This is a genomic window from Helicobacter suis (assembly GCF_902196135.1).
GTDB classification, from domain to species: domain Bacteria; phylum Campylobacterota; class Campylobacteria; order Campylobacterales; family Helicobacteraceae; genus Helicobacter; species Helicobacter suis_A.
The window spans coordinates 51,098-68,356 of the sequence record NZ_CABIKE010000004.1 but is presented as its reverse complement, the minus strand read 5'-3'; the positions used below and the strand labels follow the sequence as shown (position 1 = coordinate 68,356).

The window sequence follows — 17,259 nt, the reverse complement described above, 5'->3', positions numbered from 1 at the left end:
CTTTTTTAAGTGATCTCGCGGATTTTTTCTAAAATCAAACGCGCACGCAGGTTTAAAAATTTTGAATAATCCTTTAACATTTCAGGATCGTCTAAAGTAATTAAATGGGTTTGTAAAGTTGTTTGTAAATCCTTGTTTACTTGTTGGTAGTCTGCTATGTATATTTGAGGCGATTTATCTTTAATGGCTTGGTTGAGGCGAGCATCAATGAGAGTAATATTGGCAATCACATCTACATGTTCTATATCTTTATTTTCAAGGTATTTTTTAGGGAAGAAGTGGTGGAAATTTCTTTTATGTTTTCCTGCTACAAAGAGATGATCTAAAACCACTTTGCTATTATTATCAAAGTTTTTAGGTTCTAAGGTTGCTAAAACACAAAAAACACCTCTATGAAGCCCATTTTTAATATTGAGTTTTTCCTCCATTAAATACTTTTTCGTGATGTAATAGGGCAACTCTTTATTAAAATCAATAGTCTCCTCTTGATAAATCCGGCGGATTAACCCTAGCTGTTTGAGTAAGGTATCACCACTTGGGCCAGAACTAAAAAACGCACTTCTAAAAAAGAGTTTTTGTAAATTTGTAATTTGGCTAGCATTAGGACTTTTTCCCTCGCTTAAAACAAAGAAATAGGCTATGAGCATTAAAGAGTTAGCAGAGGGCAAAAAATCAGAGGAAGGGATTTTTAGGCTATGTTTAAGTAAGTGCGCTGCCTCTTTAAAGCAGGGGGCGACAGCTTTCCATTGTCCCTCTATACTTCTTGGCTCTAGTTTTAAAAGGGTGGATGTAGAAATTTTCTCTGTTAAATTGCCTGAGGCGTTATACCGCAAAATAAAAGAGATTAGCTGTAAAACCACTACACATGAGTTAAAGCCATAATCTAGGCTTTTAAGCTCCTCTTGGAGTTCTTTAAAATGTGCCTCTAAATCAAAGCCTTTTTGTGTGTTTGTAGGCGCGATATAAAACTTAGCATACAAGATTTCAGAAAGGCTTAATTTAGTACCCCCCGTATTGATACGGGTAAAAATTTTGATAATCTCCTCTAAAGAGGCGTCTGTAATCTCTACAATAGGGAATTTATAGTTTAAAAGCTTAGTTTTAAAACGCTCAAATTCCCTAGCCGTCTTTTTATCAAGCCCGTATTTTTCCTCAATATCATAGATGCTCTCGCTTCTAAGTAAATCTGTAGCCCTAATTGCCTGCTCTATCTTTTCAGATTTTTTAGGTTTAACAAAGCAATATTCCCCATTGGCATTAGGTTCTACACTTAATAAAATATCTTTGTAATTTTCCTCCAATCCCTTAGCTTGGGGTAGTGTTAAGCCCTCATAAACCAAATAAAGCGCGCTCATGCGTTGTTGCCCGTCTAAGACATAGAACACTTCACCCTCTTTCAATTCTTTAGGCGCAGAGTCTCCCATTTTGCGGCAAGCTAATTTCTCTTTACTTTTCCACAGCACAAAAATACCCGTAGGATACCCCATTAAAATGCTGTCTAAAAAATTGGCTACTTGTTCTCTTTTCCACACAAGGCCTCTTTGAAAACGCGGGATTAAATACTCCCCCTTTGATAAAAGCGCCACAATTTCCTTAAATTCTTTTTCTATGTAGTTATTAAAAGGCATGGATTATTTCTTTAAATTAATGGCTTCTTTGATTAGATCATCGCCCGTTGTAAAGGCTTTAGCGTTCATAGAATAACCGCGCTGCATTAAAATTAAATTCGTTAAAGAGCGTCCGGCGTTGACATTACTAGTTTCTAAATATTTATGCATGATCTTGCCAAATTTAAGTTTGCCATCGTCGCGATCCCAGCCTAAAATGGGGTTTCCGCTTAAAGGTACAGCGCGGCCATTGCGCGTAGCATTGCTAATATCAAATAAATTACTCCCCACTTTTTTAAGCCCTTGATCGTTAGTAAAGGCTGCAATGCCCACCCGCCCCATAGTTTCAATTGCTCCATTACTAAAAGATAAATGAATGATCCCATCATCATCAATGCGCATATTTCTTAATAACCCCTTAGGCTTGCCGTCTTGAGAAACTTGATAAATTTTAGAGTCCTCATAAGGCACATCGCTAGATTCAAAATCATCGCTTTTATTGATTGAATAAGTAAGGGGGTTACCTTTAAAGTTAAGCGTGATAGGTTTAGATTGCATTTTACCGGCTTGATCAAAGGTGATAGTCTGGCGCACGGGTTTAGGGGTGATGGGTTTTTTATCCCGCATTTCTAAAATGGAGCTCTCTACATCCCATTTTTGTTCTGTAGGCGGGGTTGCCATAGGGTCTTTGGAGTTAGTCATGAAAAAATCACTCTTAAGCAAATATTTATCCCCAGCCTTGTCATAAATTTCTACAGTGGTGCTATAAAAAGGAATGCGGATATTTACCGAATCACGCGTTTCACCCTTTTTTAAAATCATCCCACTTGCTGTCCAACCTAATTTTTCGGCCATTTGACCACCAATAAAGAGCGTAGCCTCTGGATCGCTAGGATTTTTAATCTGTAACATCAAAGGCGAGATCACTTGATCGGGTTTACTTTTGGCAATGCTAAGATCTAAATTAGCCTTGCTTTTGAGTAAGTTTTTTAAATCCCCCAAAGTGTGAAACTCGTTTTTTTCAGGTCCGCCTGTGCCGTATTTAAAGGTCAAATCCTGAGCCATATCGCCCTTAACAATCATGATCTCTAAATTGCGATGCATAGCTAAATCCAAAGGTTCATTATCACTATTGGCTAAAGCATTGGCATCTTGGTTTAAAAAGCGATCAGTAATCACCTCTCCATTTTCATCTAAAAAATATTCCTCAGCCGGGCGCACATGGTTTTTAGGGTTTAAATTTAAACTCATGTTAACCTTAGTACTCACCACCGGTTGATACTGCACATCGCGGGGCAAATACAGCGTACTAAGCTTGCCACCCTTTAAAATCTTGGCTTCCTCAGCCTCATTACCCGCCGTAAGTACGCCATTTTTGATCTTGTGTAAATCAATGCCATAAACATAATAACCATGCGTGTTGACAATATAACCATCTGCATCGCGTAAAAAATTCCCATCGCGGGTAAAAAAGTTTTCTTGGCTTTGTTTATAGCCATCTTTATCAATTTCAAAACTCCCATCTTTATTAGGCCCTACAATAAACCACCCACTCCCTTGATAGGCCATGTTAAAATCCGAATCACTTGGCATATACTCGCCATCTTTATCTGAAATCGCATTGCTCCCCTTAGCAACCCCAAAATTGCGATCATCAGCCGTAACATTATTACTCATCGAATCAAAATGGGCTGCAAAGAGAGATTTAAATTCAGGTTCATTCTCGCGATACCCCACCGTATTAATATTAGCAAGGTTATTAGAAAGGCTATCAATTCCAAACTGGTGGGTTTTAATCCCGGAGTAGGCATGTAAGAGGGTGTCGTTCATGTGGCGCTTTCTTGTGGGTTAGAATGGCTACTAGCCCGTTCTAAAGGATTGAGTTTAGGTTTTAAAGCAGTGTTTGAAGCAGGCGTTTCAAAAGCACTTTTAGGGGCGGGGTGGACGCTATTAGCACTACTTGCCACATTATGCGCTAGAGTGGGGTTATTGGGTGGGGTTTGGCTATGAGTTAGAGGACTTGAGCTATTAACTCTAGCTGTATTTTGATTTGTAGTTTTTACCGGATTTAAAGAGGGCTTTTGGCCTAATCCTTGTAAGGTTTTATCTGGCGCGTGTAAGCTGTGTTGTACTTGTGGGGGTTTTTGATTAGATACAAACGGGGTTTGTGTATTTACGAGGGCTTTAGGATTTAAAGGGGCGTTTGTACCATGGCGCGCATTTAAGGGGGCGTTTAAGGGGTGATTTTGGTTAGTATTTAAGGGAGGGTTTTGTGTGGGTGCGGGGGGTTTTTGGGTTTTGGAGGGTACAAAATGGGCAATATTTTCGCGTTGCTCCTCCTCTTGACGCGAATTAGTTTTATCATAAAACTCTAAAGCACTATCCATAGGCAAAATCATCTCCCCCATGCGTAACATGGGCTTTCCTTTATCAAACACCACGCCTTGTATCTCGCCTCTACCAATGCGGGTGTGTAGGTATTTATTACTCGTCGGGTCTAAATTGTATTCGGCAAAAACTTCATAAGTGCCTGCTGGCACGGGTTTACCCTGATCATTTAACCCGTCCCACTCAAAGGCTACATACCCCTGTTTGCCATTTTTCTCTTTTAAAGAGAGGGTGCGTACTAATTGCTTATCCTTATCAAAAATCTGCACTCCCGGGCTACCCTCACTCACTTTAATCGGCTCATCAAAATACAAAGAAAAATCCACCTTGCCCTTAGTAACATTAATCCCCTTCACATCGGTTTCAGCAATCTTACCAATCATAGAGACGCTATTTAACCCTGCTACCTGAGCCATAGCCATGTTGCTTTGCAAGGTGTTATTCATTCCCTTATTCAGATTTTCAAGGGTATCTTGAAGCTTGCCCTGAGAGTCTTTTAAAGATTTATTTGTCTCTTTAGTTGATTGCATCGCATCGGCTACTTCTTTCATCGCCTTTTTGTTTTCCTCTTGCATTTCTACTTGCGAGAGTTGTGCGGTCTGGCTGATAATTTTATCCGTCTCCATAGGCGCGGTGGGGTCTTGGTTTTTAAGTTGCTCTAAAAACAACTTCATGAACGCATCTTTATTTAAGCCATTGGCAACTTTGGGCTCGTGTTTCTTTTTCTCCATTGCTGCCTTAGCCCCGGTTACCTCTGCTAAATCAATGGGCATGTGCGCCTCCAAACAGGATTTGCGCCCATTATACACTAGAACTTCTAGCTTTTAGGCGTAGTTAGGGATTTGTGTACTAGTAGAGGGGGGCGCATTTTGATCGCGCGTAGTGAGTGTAGGGGCTTGGGTAGATGGCTCTATATTTTGCTGGGGCTGGCTTTGCTGGGGTTGGTTTGGGTTTTGGTCTAAATTTTGTTGTTGCTGGGGGTGTTGTCCGGGGTTTTGGCCTAAATTTTGCTGAAAACTCCCCCCTGTATCATTTTGAGCATTAAAACGCAAATCCACATCGTTAAAGCCCATTTGGGCTAAATTTTGCCGTAACTCACTTTGGTGGGTGGCTAAAAGAGCACTTACCGGCGGACTAGAAGCCACACTCACCTGAATATTTTTACCCACTTGCTCAATCACAACCTCTACTTTGCCTAAATTATCGGGGTTAAGCTCTATAGAAAGTTTTGTGATGGGTGGTTTAAAATCTAAAAGTTCTTGGCGTAAAGTAGTGGCAAAATTTTTTAAGGTTTCTTTAATTTGAGGAGCTTGTAAAGAGGGTTGGGATTCTACTTGGGTGTTGTGCATAGAATGATTAGGCGTTTCTACAGAACTAGTTTTAACTTCCTCGCCTGTGTCTTTAGAGGGTGTGGGGGGCTTACCCGGACTTTGTAAAGGCAAATGGTTAGGATTAAAGGAGAGGGGGATTATGGCAGGTTTTTGTCTTAAAGGCCCTTCAAAGGCTTCTTCAAAGGCCTGCTTAATATCTCTATCATTTGTATGGCTATCTTTAATTATTTTAGGGGGAGTTGGTGTTTGGTTTTTACTAATGAGGCTACTTAGTGGTGTGGTTGGCGCGGTGGTGGGGGTTGTGGAGGCTAGCTTTGGGGTTTGAGTAGGGGTTTTACTAACTTCTGCAGGGTTAGGGGTTTCTTTAGGGGTGGCTTGAGGAGTGGGGGTTTTAGGGGCAGTGGTGGGGTTATTTTTAAGAGCCAATAAATCAGCTGTTGACATTTTATCAGCTTTGCTTTCTGGATTAGGGGGATTTTTGGCTTGCTTTGTTTCTGTGCCTTGATTTTTAGCACTACTTGCACCGGGTTTACTCTCATGTTGGATTTTACCTAACTTGAGTTGTTTGGCGCTATCTAGTTGTTTAATATCTGAAAGCTTAGCACTATTTTTTTTAAGGGCATTTGCCTTTTCAAAGGCTTTAGATTGCTGTGCAAAATTTAACGGGGCTTTATCTTTACCTTTGGTTCCTGCTGGGTGTGTTTCTTTAGACTCTGTGCTTTTAAGAGGGGCTTTTTTATCAAGCAGTTGGGCTAAAGGGCTATTTGGAGAGATATGGGGGTGCTTAGTTTTATCGGTATTTTTCTCAGAGGTTTTTTCTTCCTTATTTAAATTCTTTGTCTTATCTGGGGGTACTTTAGCCGTACTAGGAGGTGTTTTAAGGTTAGTTTTCTTTGTTTCAATAAGCTTTTTAAAGGCGTCCCTGTCCTCTGTAGCTGTGTGTTTTTTGCTAGCCCCTTGCGTGGGTTTACTTTTAAGATTAGGGGCATTTAAGCCCTTGACACTGCTTGGCACAAATATCCTTGTGGTGGTATTGGCAAAATACAAGCAAAAGCAATTCCTCTAAGATAGCCTGAAATTGTTAACAAAAAAAGGAGTACAATTTGCCCTAGTTTCCCGGTCTAATTTTGAGGAGTTTTTCATGGCAATGCGTGTATTTGTGTGCTTTTTGGCTACTTTTGTCTCAAATGGTCTAGCTCGCTTTGGTTATATCGTACTCATTCCTTTTCTCATTCTTTCGGGCAAATTTAGCGAGTCACAGAGCATGCAACTAGGCATTGCTGTGATCGTAGGCTATATTTTTGGGAGCGCCGTTTTAAGTTTTTTAAAAAAATACTACTCTTTAGAGAGTATCAGCAAAGCCAGCTTTTTAATCATCGCGCTTAGTTTTTTTGCTTGCTACTTAGATAGCTTTCCTTTTGTTTGGATCTGGATTTGGCGCTTTCTAGCAGGCATCGCCTCCTCTTGTTTGATGATTCTCTCCGCGCCTTTATGTCTGGGTTTTATTAAAGAACAATACCGCTCCTATGTGAGCGCCTTAGTCTTTAGCGGTGTTGGCATAGCAGCGGTTTTTAGTGGTTTTATTCTGCCTCACTTTTCTCATATCCTCTCTTGGTCTTGGATTTTTCTAGGGGGGTTTAGTTTTTTAATCTTTCTTTGTTCGCTCTCTTTAAAAACCCTGAATCCACCAAAACCCACCACCACACAAACAGAAAAATTTAAATTTTCCTATTACTTTGTACTTTTACTTATCTCTGTTGCCCTCAATGCGATTGGTTATTTGCCCCACACCCTTTTCTGGGTGGATTATTTAGTCCGCTTTTTACATTTCAATAAAGCCACCGCCGGAGCCTCATGGGCACTTTTTGGCTTTGGGGCGGCTTTAGGGACTTTTTTAAGCGCGAGTTTGGCTAGTGGTATTGGGCTTAAACATGCCCACAGCGTGATTTTGTTACTTAAAACCCTCTCTTGTATTTTAGCGGCTTATTGTACCAACATTTACTGGCTTAATCTCTCTATCTTTTTAATGGGCTTTAGCTCTATGGGTAATACCGCTCTGACAAGCACTATGGGGCTTTATATCGTGGGCAAGGAATATTTTATGCCCGCCTCTAGCGCTATCTTTTTAACCTTTGGGATTTTTCAAGCGCTTTTTTCTTTCTTTTTTACTTGGTGTTTGGGGACTTTAAGTTTTTATTGGATGTTTATGATCTGTGCGGCTGTGTGTTTTGTAAGTTTTATAGTGTTGCTCCCCATTGCACAAAAAACTTTTAAAAGCGCCTAACTTAAAAGGAGTTGATGATGACAATGCGTGTATTTGTATGCTTTCTAGCTACCTTTGTCTCCAATGGTCTAGCTCGCTTTGGCTATACAGCGCTTATTCCCTTTCTAATTCTCTCTGGTAAGTTAACAGAAAATCAGAGTTTGCAATTAGGCATTGCTGTTATTGTGGGCTATATCTTTGGGAGTGTGGTTTTAAGTCTTTTACAAAAACACTTTTCCTTAGAGAGTATTAGCAAAATAAGCTTTTTAATCATCGCTCTTAGTTTTTTTGCTTGCTATTTAGATAATTTCCCCTTTATTTGGGCATGGATTTGGCGCTTTCTAGCTGGCATTGCCTCCTCCTGCTTGATGATTCTCTCCGCGCCTTTGTGTCTAGGTTTTATTAAAGAACAATACCGCTCCTATGTGAGCGCCTTAGTCTTTAGTGGCATTGGCGTAGGGGTGGTGTTTAGCGGTTTTGCCTTGCCCCATTTTGCTCATATCATTTCTTGGTCTTGGATTTTTCTAGGGGGGTTAAGTTTTCTAGCCTTCCTCTGCTCACTCTCTTTAAAAACCCTGCACCCCCCAAAACCCACCACCACCACACAAACAGAAAAATTTAAATTTTCCTATTACTTTGTACTCTTGCTTATCTCTGTTGCCCTCAATGCGATCGGTTATTTACCCCACACGCTTTTTTGGGTGGATTATTTAGTCCGCTTTTTACACTTTAATAAAGCTAGCGCTGGGGCTTCATGGGCGTTTTTTGGCTTTGGGGCAGTGTTAGGTACTTTTTTAAGCGCGGGGATGTCTAGTAAAATCGGGCTTAAAAACGCTTCTAGTGTGGTTTTGCTGCTTAAAACTCTCTCTTGTATCCTAGCTGCATATTGTACTAACATTTACTGGCTTAACCTCTCGATCTTTTTAATGGGATTTACCACGACAGGCAATGTTGTTCTTACAAGTACTATGCTTATCTATATCGTAGGCAAGGAGCATTTTGTACCCGCCTCTAGCGCTATCTTTTTAACCTTTGGGATTTTTCAAGCACTCTTTTCCTTCTTTTTTACTTGGTGTTTGGGAGTTATAAGCTTTTATTGGATGTTTATGATCTGTGCGGTTGTGTGTTTTTTAAGTTTTGTAGTACTGCTCCCCATTGCACAAAAGATTTTTAAAAGCGCCTAGTCCATGCTAAAATAGCCCTATTTTTTGATTGAGGATAATGGATGGGTTTTGCAGACTTTTTAAAGAATTTTAAGAGAAATAGAGTGCAATCCTCTGGACAGGACATGCCAAGCCATTGGATCAAATGCCCTAAATGTGCGGCTCTCATGTATTATAAAGAAGTGTTTTCTAAGCACCATGTTTGCCTTAAATGCAATTATCATTTTAGAATGAGTGCTAATGATCGCCTAGAATTTCTTTGCGATCCTAATACTTTTGTAGAAAATGATCAAGAATTACAGCCCGTTGATCCCCTCAATTTTGTAGACAAGGAAAGTTATAAACAGCGCATTAAAAAGTACCAAGCTAAAACAGGACGGCCTAGTTCTCTAATCAGCGGAGAGGGGCAAATCAATGGGATTTCTTTACAAATTGCTGTTTTTGATTTTGCCTTTATGGGAGGGTCTTTAGGCTCTGTGGAGGGTGAAAAAATTGTGCGGGCAATTAACCGGGCTGTAGAAAAATCCCAAGCTTTGCTTATAGTTTCTGCTAGCGGAGGGGCGCGCATGCAAGAATCAACTTATGCACTCATGCAAATGGCCAAAACCAGCGCTGCGCTTAATAAACTCTCAGAGGCTAAATTGCCCTTTATCTCACTACTAACCGATCCGACCTTTGGGGGTGTGAGCGCCTCCTTTGCTTTTTTAGGCGATTTAATCATTGCTGAACCCGGGGCGATGATTGGCTTTGCTGGGGCGCGAGTGATTAAGCAAACTATCGGGGCAGAATTACCAGAAGGCTTTCAAAGTGCAGAATTTTTACTTGAGCATGGCTTGATTGATATGATCGTACAACGCAAAGGTTTAAAAAAGACACTCAGCGATTTAGTAGGGATGTTAAGAGAAAATAGATGACCTGCATTATTTATTCTATTTCTAAGAAAAATCCCCTCTATGCATCTCTTTTAAAACACCACCAACAGGCGTGTTTACAATTTAAGACTAAGCTTGAAATTGTAGATATTTCTGTATCAAAAGAGAGTAAAGAGCACTACAGCAAAGCCTTTAACCCCTATCTTAAGCCAAATTCTTATGCCATGCACCCAACAGGTAAGCTTTATGATAGTTTGCAATTTAGCCAGCTATTAAGCACGCATGCCCGCGTGCAGTTTTTCATCGCGGGGGCTTATGGCTTTGAGAAAACCTTTTTAGATAAATTAATCCCGCTCTCTTTAAGCCCACTGACTTTAAGCGCGGGACTAGCTAAGCTTGTCTTATGCGAGCAGATTTTTAGAGGGCTTAGCCTTTTAAACAAACACCCCTATCACAAATAAGAAATGGAGGCAATATGAAACTGCGCTACTATGGTACATTTACAATTTTATTTATGGCAGCTATTGGCTGGTATATCTACCACGCTACCCCAGAAAAACTCACACTCAATATCGCACAACACACTTTTGTTTTACCCGTTGCTTTTTGGGTGGTGGGGGCGGTGTTTGTGTTTTTCCTTTTTACCCTATTTTTTATGCTCTTAGGAGGGATTGGTAGCTTTTTTAAACGCTACAAGGAAAAACGGGATTTTGAAAAACTTGTAGGGCAGATCATTGATCAAAACACCCATAATAGTTTTAGTAAGCAAAATTATTCTAACGCCCATTTTGCAGAGCTCTCTAACATTCTCTCCCGCTTTTTTCTCAAAGAGGATTTAAACACAGCACAAAGTGGGCATGAAAGAGTCGATCAGCTTTTTGAGCTTTATCAAAAAGTACAAAGCGGAGAGGAAGTGGAGTGGCAAAAATACCATTTAGACACGCATAATTCTCTTTATACCCAAAATATTTCCAATAAAATAGATCGCGATCTGAAATACGCCTCTTATGTTCTTAAAAAAGAGGGCTTTAGTCCGGAGGCTAAAAAACAGGCATTGATTAATATCATCCAAAGAGGCTCTTTAAAAGAAATCCCTAAGGTGCTTAAAGGCGCTAAAGGGCTAGTGGATAAATCTGTTTTGGCGGTTCTTTTGCAGGTGTTTTGGCAAAAAAATGTGGGTTTAAATCAAGTAGAAGTTGTGGAGCTGTGTGTGGGGGTGGGTTATGATAAACAAGAGTATTTACAAATGGCACTAGACTCTAAACCCTTTTTATCCCCTGATGATTGGTTTAAATTCTTTGAGCTGTTAGCTAGCAAAGACGAGTTAGCTGAAAAGGCCTTGTTGTTTGTGCTACTAGATTTAGAGATGCTTGAGCAGGCTAAAGAGCGTTTAAACACCCACCCTCAAGATGAGTTTTTAATTATCAAAGCCTATTTGGAGTTGAAAAAATCTAACCAAACCTACCCGCTTGCTATCTTCTTTGGCTTGAGTAACCCCCCTGTTAAATTAAGTAAAATAGATAACACGCCCCCACAGCTTAGTTTACCCACTGCGCGCTAAAACCAGCAAGCTTCAGCAAACGGATTAAGGCGCATGCTAAAGGTTTTGTTATAATCGCCAGAGTAAGGGCTCACTCTTGGAGTAGAGGCTGTGTGATCGCTTAGCAGGCAAGATGATCCCATCAACCTCTAGCTTTAGCTACGGGGAGTATGTCCATTAATCACCACCAAGGCCCATACATCATGGGCATGCCTCCCATCATCGGATACATGCCATAAGGATACATTCCCATAGGATAGCCCATTGGATACATTCCCATAGGACTTATCATCGGACGCATCATCATGGGATTATAAGGAATATAACCCGCTCCTGTTGGAGGTAGAGCCGAGAGAGCAAATTTACCCCCGTGGGCAAGTTTGATACCGGCTAAAAAAATATCATGGAAAGACCCATATTTTTTAGGCTTAAGTGCTACAGGAATATCCCCATCTTTATTGCCCACACACTCATTTTTCATCTCGTTGCACTCATTAAGAGTATCTACATCGGGGAGTTTAGGGTTAACATCTTTAGGATCGCCCACCCAGCACCCCCCAAAAAATACAGCCACGCCTAAGCACTGGAAAGTTTTCAAATTCATCGTCTGTGGCTGGGGTGCTTGCTATAATCTTTAACCCCGACATTGACCACATTCATAAAATCGGAGCGATACTCTAAAGACTTATTGGTAAAAACTGGTTTGAAATTATTTTTTACAAGAGGCTGGGCGTTGGCTTGGGGAGCATGGCAAAGAGTGCAGTTAAAACGCGCATCGCTCACATTACCCTTTCTAGTGGGGCGGTTATGCCTAAAATCAAAAAAATGCGATTGGGGTACAGGTGTTGCCCCCACGGTTTTAGCCACAGCTGGCATATGACAACCCAAACATTGGTTATTATCTTTTGTAATGGGGAGTAACCCGGTGGTGTCATGGGGGATCATGGGTGGGGCATTTTCATAAGCCCGTTCGAATCGTTGGCTTTCTCCGGGAGGATTTTTATGGAAATTATAGTCATGTAAGTGCAAGTCTTTTTCATCCTCTAAAGGGGCTTTGCGCAAACCAATTTGTGTATCGCTTAATAAGGATATATCTTTTTCATGGCTTGGACTAGCATAAAGCCCACCTGTAAGTACAACAGCTAAACATAAGGCGCGTAATTTCATGTTTTCCTCCTAATATTGAGCTTTTAACGCCAAAATTATAGCACACTAAAGAGATCTAAGGCAAATGGTAAAAATCCACGCACCCGACTTTTTTAACCACAATTGCCCCTTGTTCATAGAGAGTTTTTAACTCTACTGGTAAAAGATAATAATGTGCCTCATCTACACTTAGGGGGCGGTATTTGAGTAAATCTAAAAAAGCTTTTGGGGTGGTTTGTAATTTTGTTGTTTTAAAAGGAATGCGGCTAGGTAAGCTAATGGGCAATCTTTTAAAACAAGTGGCTAATTTGAGTAGGTGATCAGGGGTTAGGGGCTGGACTTTATAAGCTGGAGGGCGATCGATACTGCTTAAATCCACACGGGCGAGGTTAGGGACTTTTTGTAAAAAGGTGGCTAAATCTTGAATATGTGCCTCTTGATCGTTAACCCCTGCTACTAATAGCACCTCTGCAACTAAAAAGCCTTGATACTGGCTAGCAAAATCTAAAATACCTTCTAAAATAGATTCTAAAGATAGATTTTTATGCGGGCGATCTATTTTGTTAAAAACTTGTGGCCAAATGGCATCTAAAGAAAATTTAACGATGTCATAGTGCAAAAGCGCCTTTTGTACTTCTTTATTGCCAAGACGCGCGCCATTGCTTAAGATTAAAGATTGTACACCGCGAGGAATAAAGGGCTTTATTGCGGTGATGAGTTCTTCTAAATGAGGATAAAGAGTGGGTTCGCCATTAGCTGTTGTGGTGAGTACATCTAAATGATCATATTTATAGGTTAAAGCTTGTTTGATCTTAGAAATTAAAACCTCTGGGGGTAAGACTGAGTGCATAGTCTGCATGGGTTTATTAGGCGTGAGTTCGCAGTAAAGACAATCAAAATTACACTGCTTAGCCTCTCCTGAAACATCAATCCCTAAGGACCAGCCAAAACGGCGCGATTTAATAGGGCCAAAAACTAAATTAGGCATCTGCTGGCTCTGTAAAATCACATTTTAAGCAGTTATGAAGGCTTGGTTTTTTCTTATAAGCTTTTAAAACCATTAAAGAACCACACTGCGGGCATGGTTTTTCTATAGGCTGGTAATTGGTTAGAAAAGTACATTTCGGGTAATTATTACAGCCATAAAAAACCCCCCTCTTGCTTCTTTTTTGCACCACCTGCCCCTGACACTGTGGGCATGGATAAGTAGAGCCCTGCTCTTTAGGGGTTTGTGAGCGGATATTTTTACAGGTGGGGTAATTACTACAGGCTAGAAATTCCCCAAAACGCCCTTTTTTAACCACCATAGCAGATCCGCATTTTTCACAAGGTTCTATATTTTCAGAATCTTTAGAGGTGAGTTGGATAAATTTACACTTAGGATAACCACTACAGGCAACAAAAACCCCAAATCTACCTTTTCTTTGTACTAATTCCAAACCACATTTTGGGCAAAACTCTCCAGTGGGGATACTGACTTTCTGGGAGGCAATTTGGGCTTTTCCTATTTCTATTTGTTCCATAAAAGGCATGTAAAAATCCATGAGCATTTGTTGCCAAGAGGCTTTATTACCGGCAATGGCATCTAATTTATCCTCTAAACTAGCGCTAAAGGTGGCATCTACAATATTGGTAAAATACTTCTCTAAAATGCCAACAACGACAAAGGCGTTTTCAGTGGGGGTTAGTTGTTTTTTCTTGAGCTCTACATAATTGCGGCTTAGTAAAAGAGTAATAGTGGGGGCATAAGTGCTAGGTCTACCAATGCCTAAACTTTCTAAAGTTTTAATCAAAGAGGCTTCAGAATATCTAGCAGGGGGTTCTGTGTGGTATTCATGGGCTTGTATTTTTTCTAAGGCAATGGATTCTTTAAGGTTTAAAGGCGGGAGAAGTTTATCCTCGCTATTATCTTTAAGAACTCTATGATAACCATCAAAGATTAGTTTACGCCCACTGGCTTTAAACACAGCCTCTAGCGGTGTACAGGCAATTAAAATCTGTTGTTGTTCAAAGATGGCATCACTCATTTGAGAGGCTAAAAAGCGTTGGTAAATGAGGGTGTAAAGTTTATGTTCCTCAGGTTTGAGATAATCTTTGGCAATATTGGGGGTGAAGGTTAATTGTGTGGGGCGGATAGCTTCGTGGGCTTCTTGGGCGCTTTTATTTTTAGAGGTGTAATTTTTAGGAGTAGGTGGCAAATAGGAATTACCATAGGTGTTTTGGATAAATTCTCTAGCGGCTTGCTGGGCTTCTTTAGCGATGTGTAAACTATCGGTGCGCATATAAGTAATAACCCCGCTTATTCCATCAGGAGTAGCCACGCCCTCATAAAGCTTTTGGGCAATCCCCATAGTTTTAGAAGGGTTATAACCTAAATGGGTAGAGGCGCTTTGTTGCAGGGTTGAGGTCATAAAGGGGGGCGGGGTAGGAGAGGTTTTATTTTTATGGCTAATTTCTTGGACATGATAAACCTGCCCCTTTAAATTAGCCACCATTTCTAAGGCCTCTTGCATATCCAATAAACTTTGCTTTTTAATCTTAGCACCTTGATAGCTTTCTAAACTTGCTTCAATTCCATGAGCAAAGATAGCTTCAATATTGTAATAAGTGAGGGGTTTAAAGGCCTGAATCTCTTTTTCGCGATCTACAATGATTTTTAAGGCTGCGCTTTGTACGCGCCCTGCACTCATGCCCCGTGAAATTTTATGGGCTAACAAAGAGCTTAGACTAAAACCCACGATGCGATCTAAAAGTCTTCTGGCTAGTTGGGCGTTAATTTTATCAATGTCTAAAGTTTTGGGGTGTGCTAGGGCATGCAAAATAGCTGATTTGGTAACTTCGTGGAAAACAATGCGGGGGAGGGCAAAAATGGGGTTGTTTGTTGGGTTATTTGTCTGTGTTTCTAAATCTAGGATTTCTTGCTTTGTAGAATGAGAGGTTTTTTTAGTGCCCCCTTGTTTTTCTTGGATGAGGTAGGCAATGTGATAACCAATGGCCTCCCCTTCGCGGTCTTCATCTGTAGCGATATAAATTTGTGAAGCATCTTTGGCTAAATCTAAAATTTGGCTCACAATTTCTTCATGATCTTTACTCACCGTGTATTTAGGAAAAAATTTCTCATCCTCAATATAAATCCCCATAGCATATTTGCTTAGATCGCGTACATGTCCTTTGGAAGCAATAACTTGGTAATTAGGATCAAGAAAATGCGCGATTGTTTTAGCTTTTGTAGGGGATTCTACGATAATGAGATTTTTAGCAGATTTTCTTCTCATACAAACTCTTTTTTTGATTTAGTAGTGGGCGGCATTATAAACTATTTTAAAAGACATTGCAGTTAACAAGTTGTGGAACAGCCCTTGCTTGGTGTGCGTATCATAATTAGCAAAGGATGCAAAGATGAGTTTTCGAATCAACACCAATGTCGCGGCTTTAAACGCCCACACTATAGGCGTACGCAACAATAGAGACCTTGCTAGCTCTTTAGAAAAATTAAGCTCGGGTTTGCGCATTAACAAGGCAGCAGATGACGCTTCAGGAATGGCCATTGCGGATAGTTTGCGTAGCCAAAGCGCAAGCTTAGGGCAGGCCATTAAAAACGCCAACGATGCCATTGGGATAGTCCAAACAGCAGATAAGGCAATGGATGAGCAGATTAAAATTTTGGATACGGTTAAAACAAAAGCCGTCCAAGCCGCCCAAGATGGCCAAACAGCTGAGACTAGAAAAGCGTTGCAGAGTGATATTTTACGGCTTTTAGAGGAACTAGATAATATCGCTGACACCACTAGTTTTAATGGCCAGCAGCTTTTGGCAGGCAGTTTCTCTAATAAAGAGTTTCAGATCGGGGCTTATTCTAATACAACGATTAAGGCCTCTATTGGCCCTACTGGATCGGATAAAATAGGGCATGTGCGCTTTGAGACCTCAGCGATAGATAGGGGCGGCATGGAGGTTAGTGCTGGGGCAAAAAATTTGCAAGAGGTAACTTTAAATTTTAGACAAGCTAATGCTGTCAATGATTTTAAGCTTGAATCAGTCAAGATTTCTACCAGTGCGGGTACGGGTCTTGGGGCTTTAGTAGAGGTTATTAATAAAAATTCTAACACCCTAGGGGTACGCGCTACAGCTACGGTAATAGGAACGGGCGGAAAACCGGTACAATCAGGCACGGTTAAAGGGCTTACTATTAATGGGGTGATGATAGGTAATATCAATGATGTTAAACGCAACGATCGCGATGGGCGGCTTATCAATGCGATCAATTCGGTTAAAGAGCGCACAGGGGTAGAGGCCTATATAGATATATCAGGCCGTATTAATTTAAAATCTACTGACGGGCGGGCTATTTCTGTGCATGCAATTAGTGCCTCCGGGAAAGTTTTTGGGGGCGGGAATTTTGTAGGGATTTCGGGAAATGCCCATGCTATTATTGGCCGTTTGACTTTAGTCAAGCAAGATGCTCGAGACATCGTTATTAGTGGCATTAACTATAGCCATATTGGGCTACACTCAGCACAAGGCATAGCGGAGTATTCAGTCAATCTACGGGCTATTCGCGGGGTTTTTGATGCCAATGTGGCTAGTGCTAGCGGGGGAAATGCCAATGCCGCGCAGGCTCATCTTAATTTTAAGGGCATTGGCGCGGGGGTTACAAGTTTGCGCGGGGCGATGGTGGTTATGGATATGGCTGAGAGTGCGCGCACACAACTAGATAAAATCCGATCAGATTTAGGTTCGGTGCAAATGGAGTTAGTTACTACGATTAATAACATCTCTGTAACTCAGGTCAATGTCAAGGCAGCCGAATCACAAATTAGAGATGTAGACTTTGCAGAAGAAAGTGCAACCTTCTCTAAATACAACATTTTAGCCCAAAGTGGGAGCTTTGCTATGGCACAAGCCAATGCGGTACAACAAAATGTGTTACGACTCTTGCAGTAGGTTTT

14 protein-coding genes are annotated in these 17,259 nt (G+C 40.8%); 6 read left to right on the top strand and 8 right to left on the bottom strand.

Annotated features, from left to right (window positions below; translation table 11 throughout):
* Positions 1–5 precede the first annotated feature (5 nt).
* The 4 genes from G6Q06_RS03810 to G6Q06_RS03795 are packed head-to-tail and all read right to left on the bottom strand — an operon-like array spanning position 6 to position 6,340.
* Positions 6–1,628, bottom strand: coding sequence for a GmrSD restriction endonuclease domain-containing protein (locus tag G6Q06_RS03810; protein ID WP_163565779.1), 1,623 nt, complete (start codon positions 1,626–1,628; stop codon positions 6–8).
* A 3-nt stretch (positions 1,629–1,631) separates the two neighbouring features.
* A complete protein-coding gene (locus G6Q06_RS03805; RefSeq protein ID WP_163564084.1) occupies positions 1,632–3,437 on the bottom strand; it encodes a flagellar hook-basal body complex protein in 1,806 nt (601 codons plus the stop codon).
* Positions 3,434–4,768, bottom strand: coding sequence for a flagellar hook assembly protein FlgD (flgD, locus tag G6Q06_RS03800; RefSeq protein WP_163565778.1), 1,335 nt, complete (start codon positions 4,766–4,768; stop codon positions 3,434–3,436). The genes G6Q06_RS03805 and flgD overlap by 4 nt, the downstream gene beginning before the upstream one ends.
* Positions 4,769–4,819: 51 nt before the next feature.
* On the bottom strand, positions 4,820–6,340 hold the full coding sequence (locus tag G6Q06_RS03795) for a flagellar hook-length control protein FliK (RefSeq protein ID WP_163565777.1): 1,521 nt from the start codon (positions 6,338–6,340) through the stop codon (positions 4,820–4,822).
* 133 nt (positions 6,341–6,473) lie between these two features.
* On the opposite strand from G6Q06_RS03795, the gene G6Q06_RS03790 reads away from it, so the two are divergent.
* From G6Q06_RS03790 to G6Q06_RS03770, 5 genes are read left to right on the top strand one after another with little or no spacing between them, the layout of a single operon-like run.
* A complete protein-coding gene (locus G6Q06_RS03790) occupies positions 6,474–7,610 on the top strand; it encodes a YbfB/YjiJ family MFS transporter (protein WP_163565801.1) in 1,137 nt (378 codons plus the stop codon).
* 23 nt (positions 7,611–7,633) lie between these two features.
* Entirely contained in the window at positions 7,634–8,773 is a 1,140-nt protein-coding gene (locus tag G6Q06_RS03785; RefSeq protein ID WP_205435855.1) for a YbfB/YjiJ family MFS transporter, read from the top strand.
* Positions 8,774–8,814: 41 nt separating this feature from the next.
* Positions 8,815–9,666, top strand: coding sequence for an acetyl-CoA carboxylase, carboxyltransferase subunit beta (accD, locus tag G6Q06_RS03780; protein WP_163565775.1), 852 nt, complete (start codon positions 8,815–8,817; stop codon positions 9,664–9,666).
* On the top strand, positions 9,663–10,085 hold the full coding sequence (locus G6Q06_RS03775; protein WP_163534410.1) for a 23S rRNA (pseudouridine(1915)-N(3))-methyltransferase RlmH: 423 nt from the start codon (positions 9,663–9,665) through the stop codon (positions 10,083–10,085). Before accD ends, G6Q06_RS03775 begins: the two co-directional genes overlap by 4 nt.
* A gap of 14 nt (positions 10,086–10,099) precedes the next feature.
* Entirely contained in the window at positions 10,100–11,185 is a 1,086-nt protein-coding gene (locus tag G6Q06_RS03770) for a hypothetical protein (protein WP_240329191.1), read from the top strand.
* A gap of 160 nt (positions 11,186–11,345) precedes the next feature.
* On the opposite strand, the gene G6Q06_RS03765 is transcribed toward G6Q06_RS03770, so the two are convergent.
* From G6Q06_RS03765 to topA, 4 genes are read right to left on the bottom strand one after another with little or no spacing between them, the layout of a single operon-like run.
* Positions 11,346–11,768 carry a U1 small nuclear ribonucleoprotein gene (locus G6Q06_RS03765; protein WP_163534409.1) on the bottom strand — a complete coding sequence of 141 codons (423 nt, stop codon included), beginning with the start codon at positions 11,766–11,768 and terminating at the stop codon, positions 11,346–11,348.
* On the bottom strand, positions 11,765–12,331 hold the full coding sequence (locus G6Q06_RS03760; RefSeq protein WP_163565774.1) for a nitrate reductase cytochrome c-type subunit: 567 nt from the start codon (positions 12,329–12,331) through the stop codon (positions 11,765–11,767). Before G6Q06_RS03760 ends, G6Q06_RS03765 begins: the two co-directional genes overlap by 4 nt.
* A gap of 55 nt (positions 12,332–12,386) precedes the next feature.
* A complete protein-coding gene (locus G6Q06_RS03755) occupies positions 12,387–13,298 on the bottom strand; it encodes a radical SAM protein (RefSeq protein WP_240329190.1) in 912 nt (303 codons plus the stop codon).
* Positions 13,291–15,585, bottom strand: a complete 2,295-nt coding sequence (gene topA, locus G6Q06_RS03750; protein ID WP_163565772.1) for a type I DNA topoisomerase — start codon at positions 15,583–15,585, stop codon at positions 13,291–13,293. The genes G6Q06_RS03755 and topA overlap by 8 nt, the downstream gene beginning before the upstream one ends.
* A gap of 124 nt (positions 15,586–15,709) precedes the next feature.
* Here topA and G6Q06_RS03745 point away from each other — a divergent pair, with 124 nt between their 5' ends.
* Positions 15,710–17,254 carry a flagellin B gene (locus G6Q06_RS03745; protein WP_163534405.1) on the top strand — a complete coding sequence of 515 codons (1,545 nt, stop codon included), beginning with the start codon at positions 15,710–15,712 and terminating at the stop codon, positions 17,252–17,254.
* The last annotated feature ends 5 nt before the right edge of the window (positions 17,255–17,259 follow it).

Excerpts from the sequence above, each read along its gene's own strand:
- G6Q06_RS03770 (WP_240329191.1), top strand. The coding sequence starts at position 10,100 with ATGAAACTGCGCTACTATGGTACATTTACAATTTTATTTATGGCAGCT.
- flgD (WP_163565778.1), bottom strand. The coding sequence starts at position 4,768 with ATGCCCATTGATTTAGCAGAGGTAACCGGGGCTAAGGCAGCAATGGAG.
- G6Q06_RS03765 (WP_163534409.1), bottom strand. The coding sequence starts at position 11,768 with ATGAATTTGAAAACTTTCCAGTGCTTAGGCGTGGCTGTATTTTTTGGG.
- topA (WP_163565772.1), bottom strand. The coding sequence starts at position 15,585 with ATGAGAAGAAAATCTGCTAAAAATCTCATTATCGTAGAATCCCCTACA.
- G6Q06_RS03745 (WP_163534405.1), top strand. The coding sequence starts at position 15,710 with ATGAGTTTTCGAATCAACACCAATGTCGCGGCTTTAAACGCCCACACT.
- G6Q06_RS03760 (WP_163565774.1), bottom strand. The coding sequence starts at position 12,331 with ATGAAATTACGCGCCTTATGTTTAGCTGTTGTACTTACAGGTGGGCTT.
- G6Q06_RS03810 (WP_163565779.1), bottom strand. The coding sequence starts at position 1,628 with ATGCCTTTTAATAACTACATAGAAAAAGAATTTAAGGAAATTGTGGCG.
- G6Q06_RS03805 (WP_163564084.1), bottom strand. The coding sequence starts at position 3,437 with ATGAACGACACCCTCTTACATGCCTACTCCGGGATTAAAACCCACCAG.
- G6Q06_RS03775 (WP_163534410.1), top strand. The coding sequence starts at position 9,663 with ATGACCTGCATTATTTATTCTATTTCTAAGAAAAATCCCCTCTATGCA.
- G6Q06_RS03785 (WP_205435855.1), top strand. The coding sequence starts at position 7,634 with ATGCGTGTATTTGTATGCTTTCTAGCTACCTTTGTCTCCAATGGTCTA.
- accD (WP_163565775.1), top strand. The coding sequence starts at position 8,815 with ATGGGTTTTGCAGACTTTTTAAAGAATTTTAAGAGAAATAGAGTGCAA.
- G6Q06_RS03790 (WP_163565801.1), top strand. The coding sequence starts at position 6,474 with ATGCGTGTATTTGTGTGCTTTTTGGCTACTTTTGTCTCAAATGGTCTA.
- G6Q06_RS03755 (WP_240329190.1), bottom strand. The coding sequence starts at position 13,298 with ATGCCTAATTTAGTTTTTGGCCCTATTAAATCGCGCCGTTTTGGCTGG.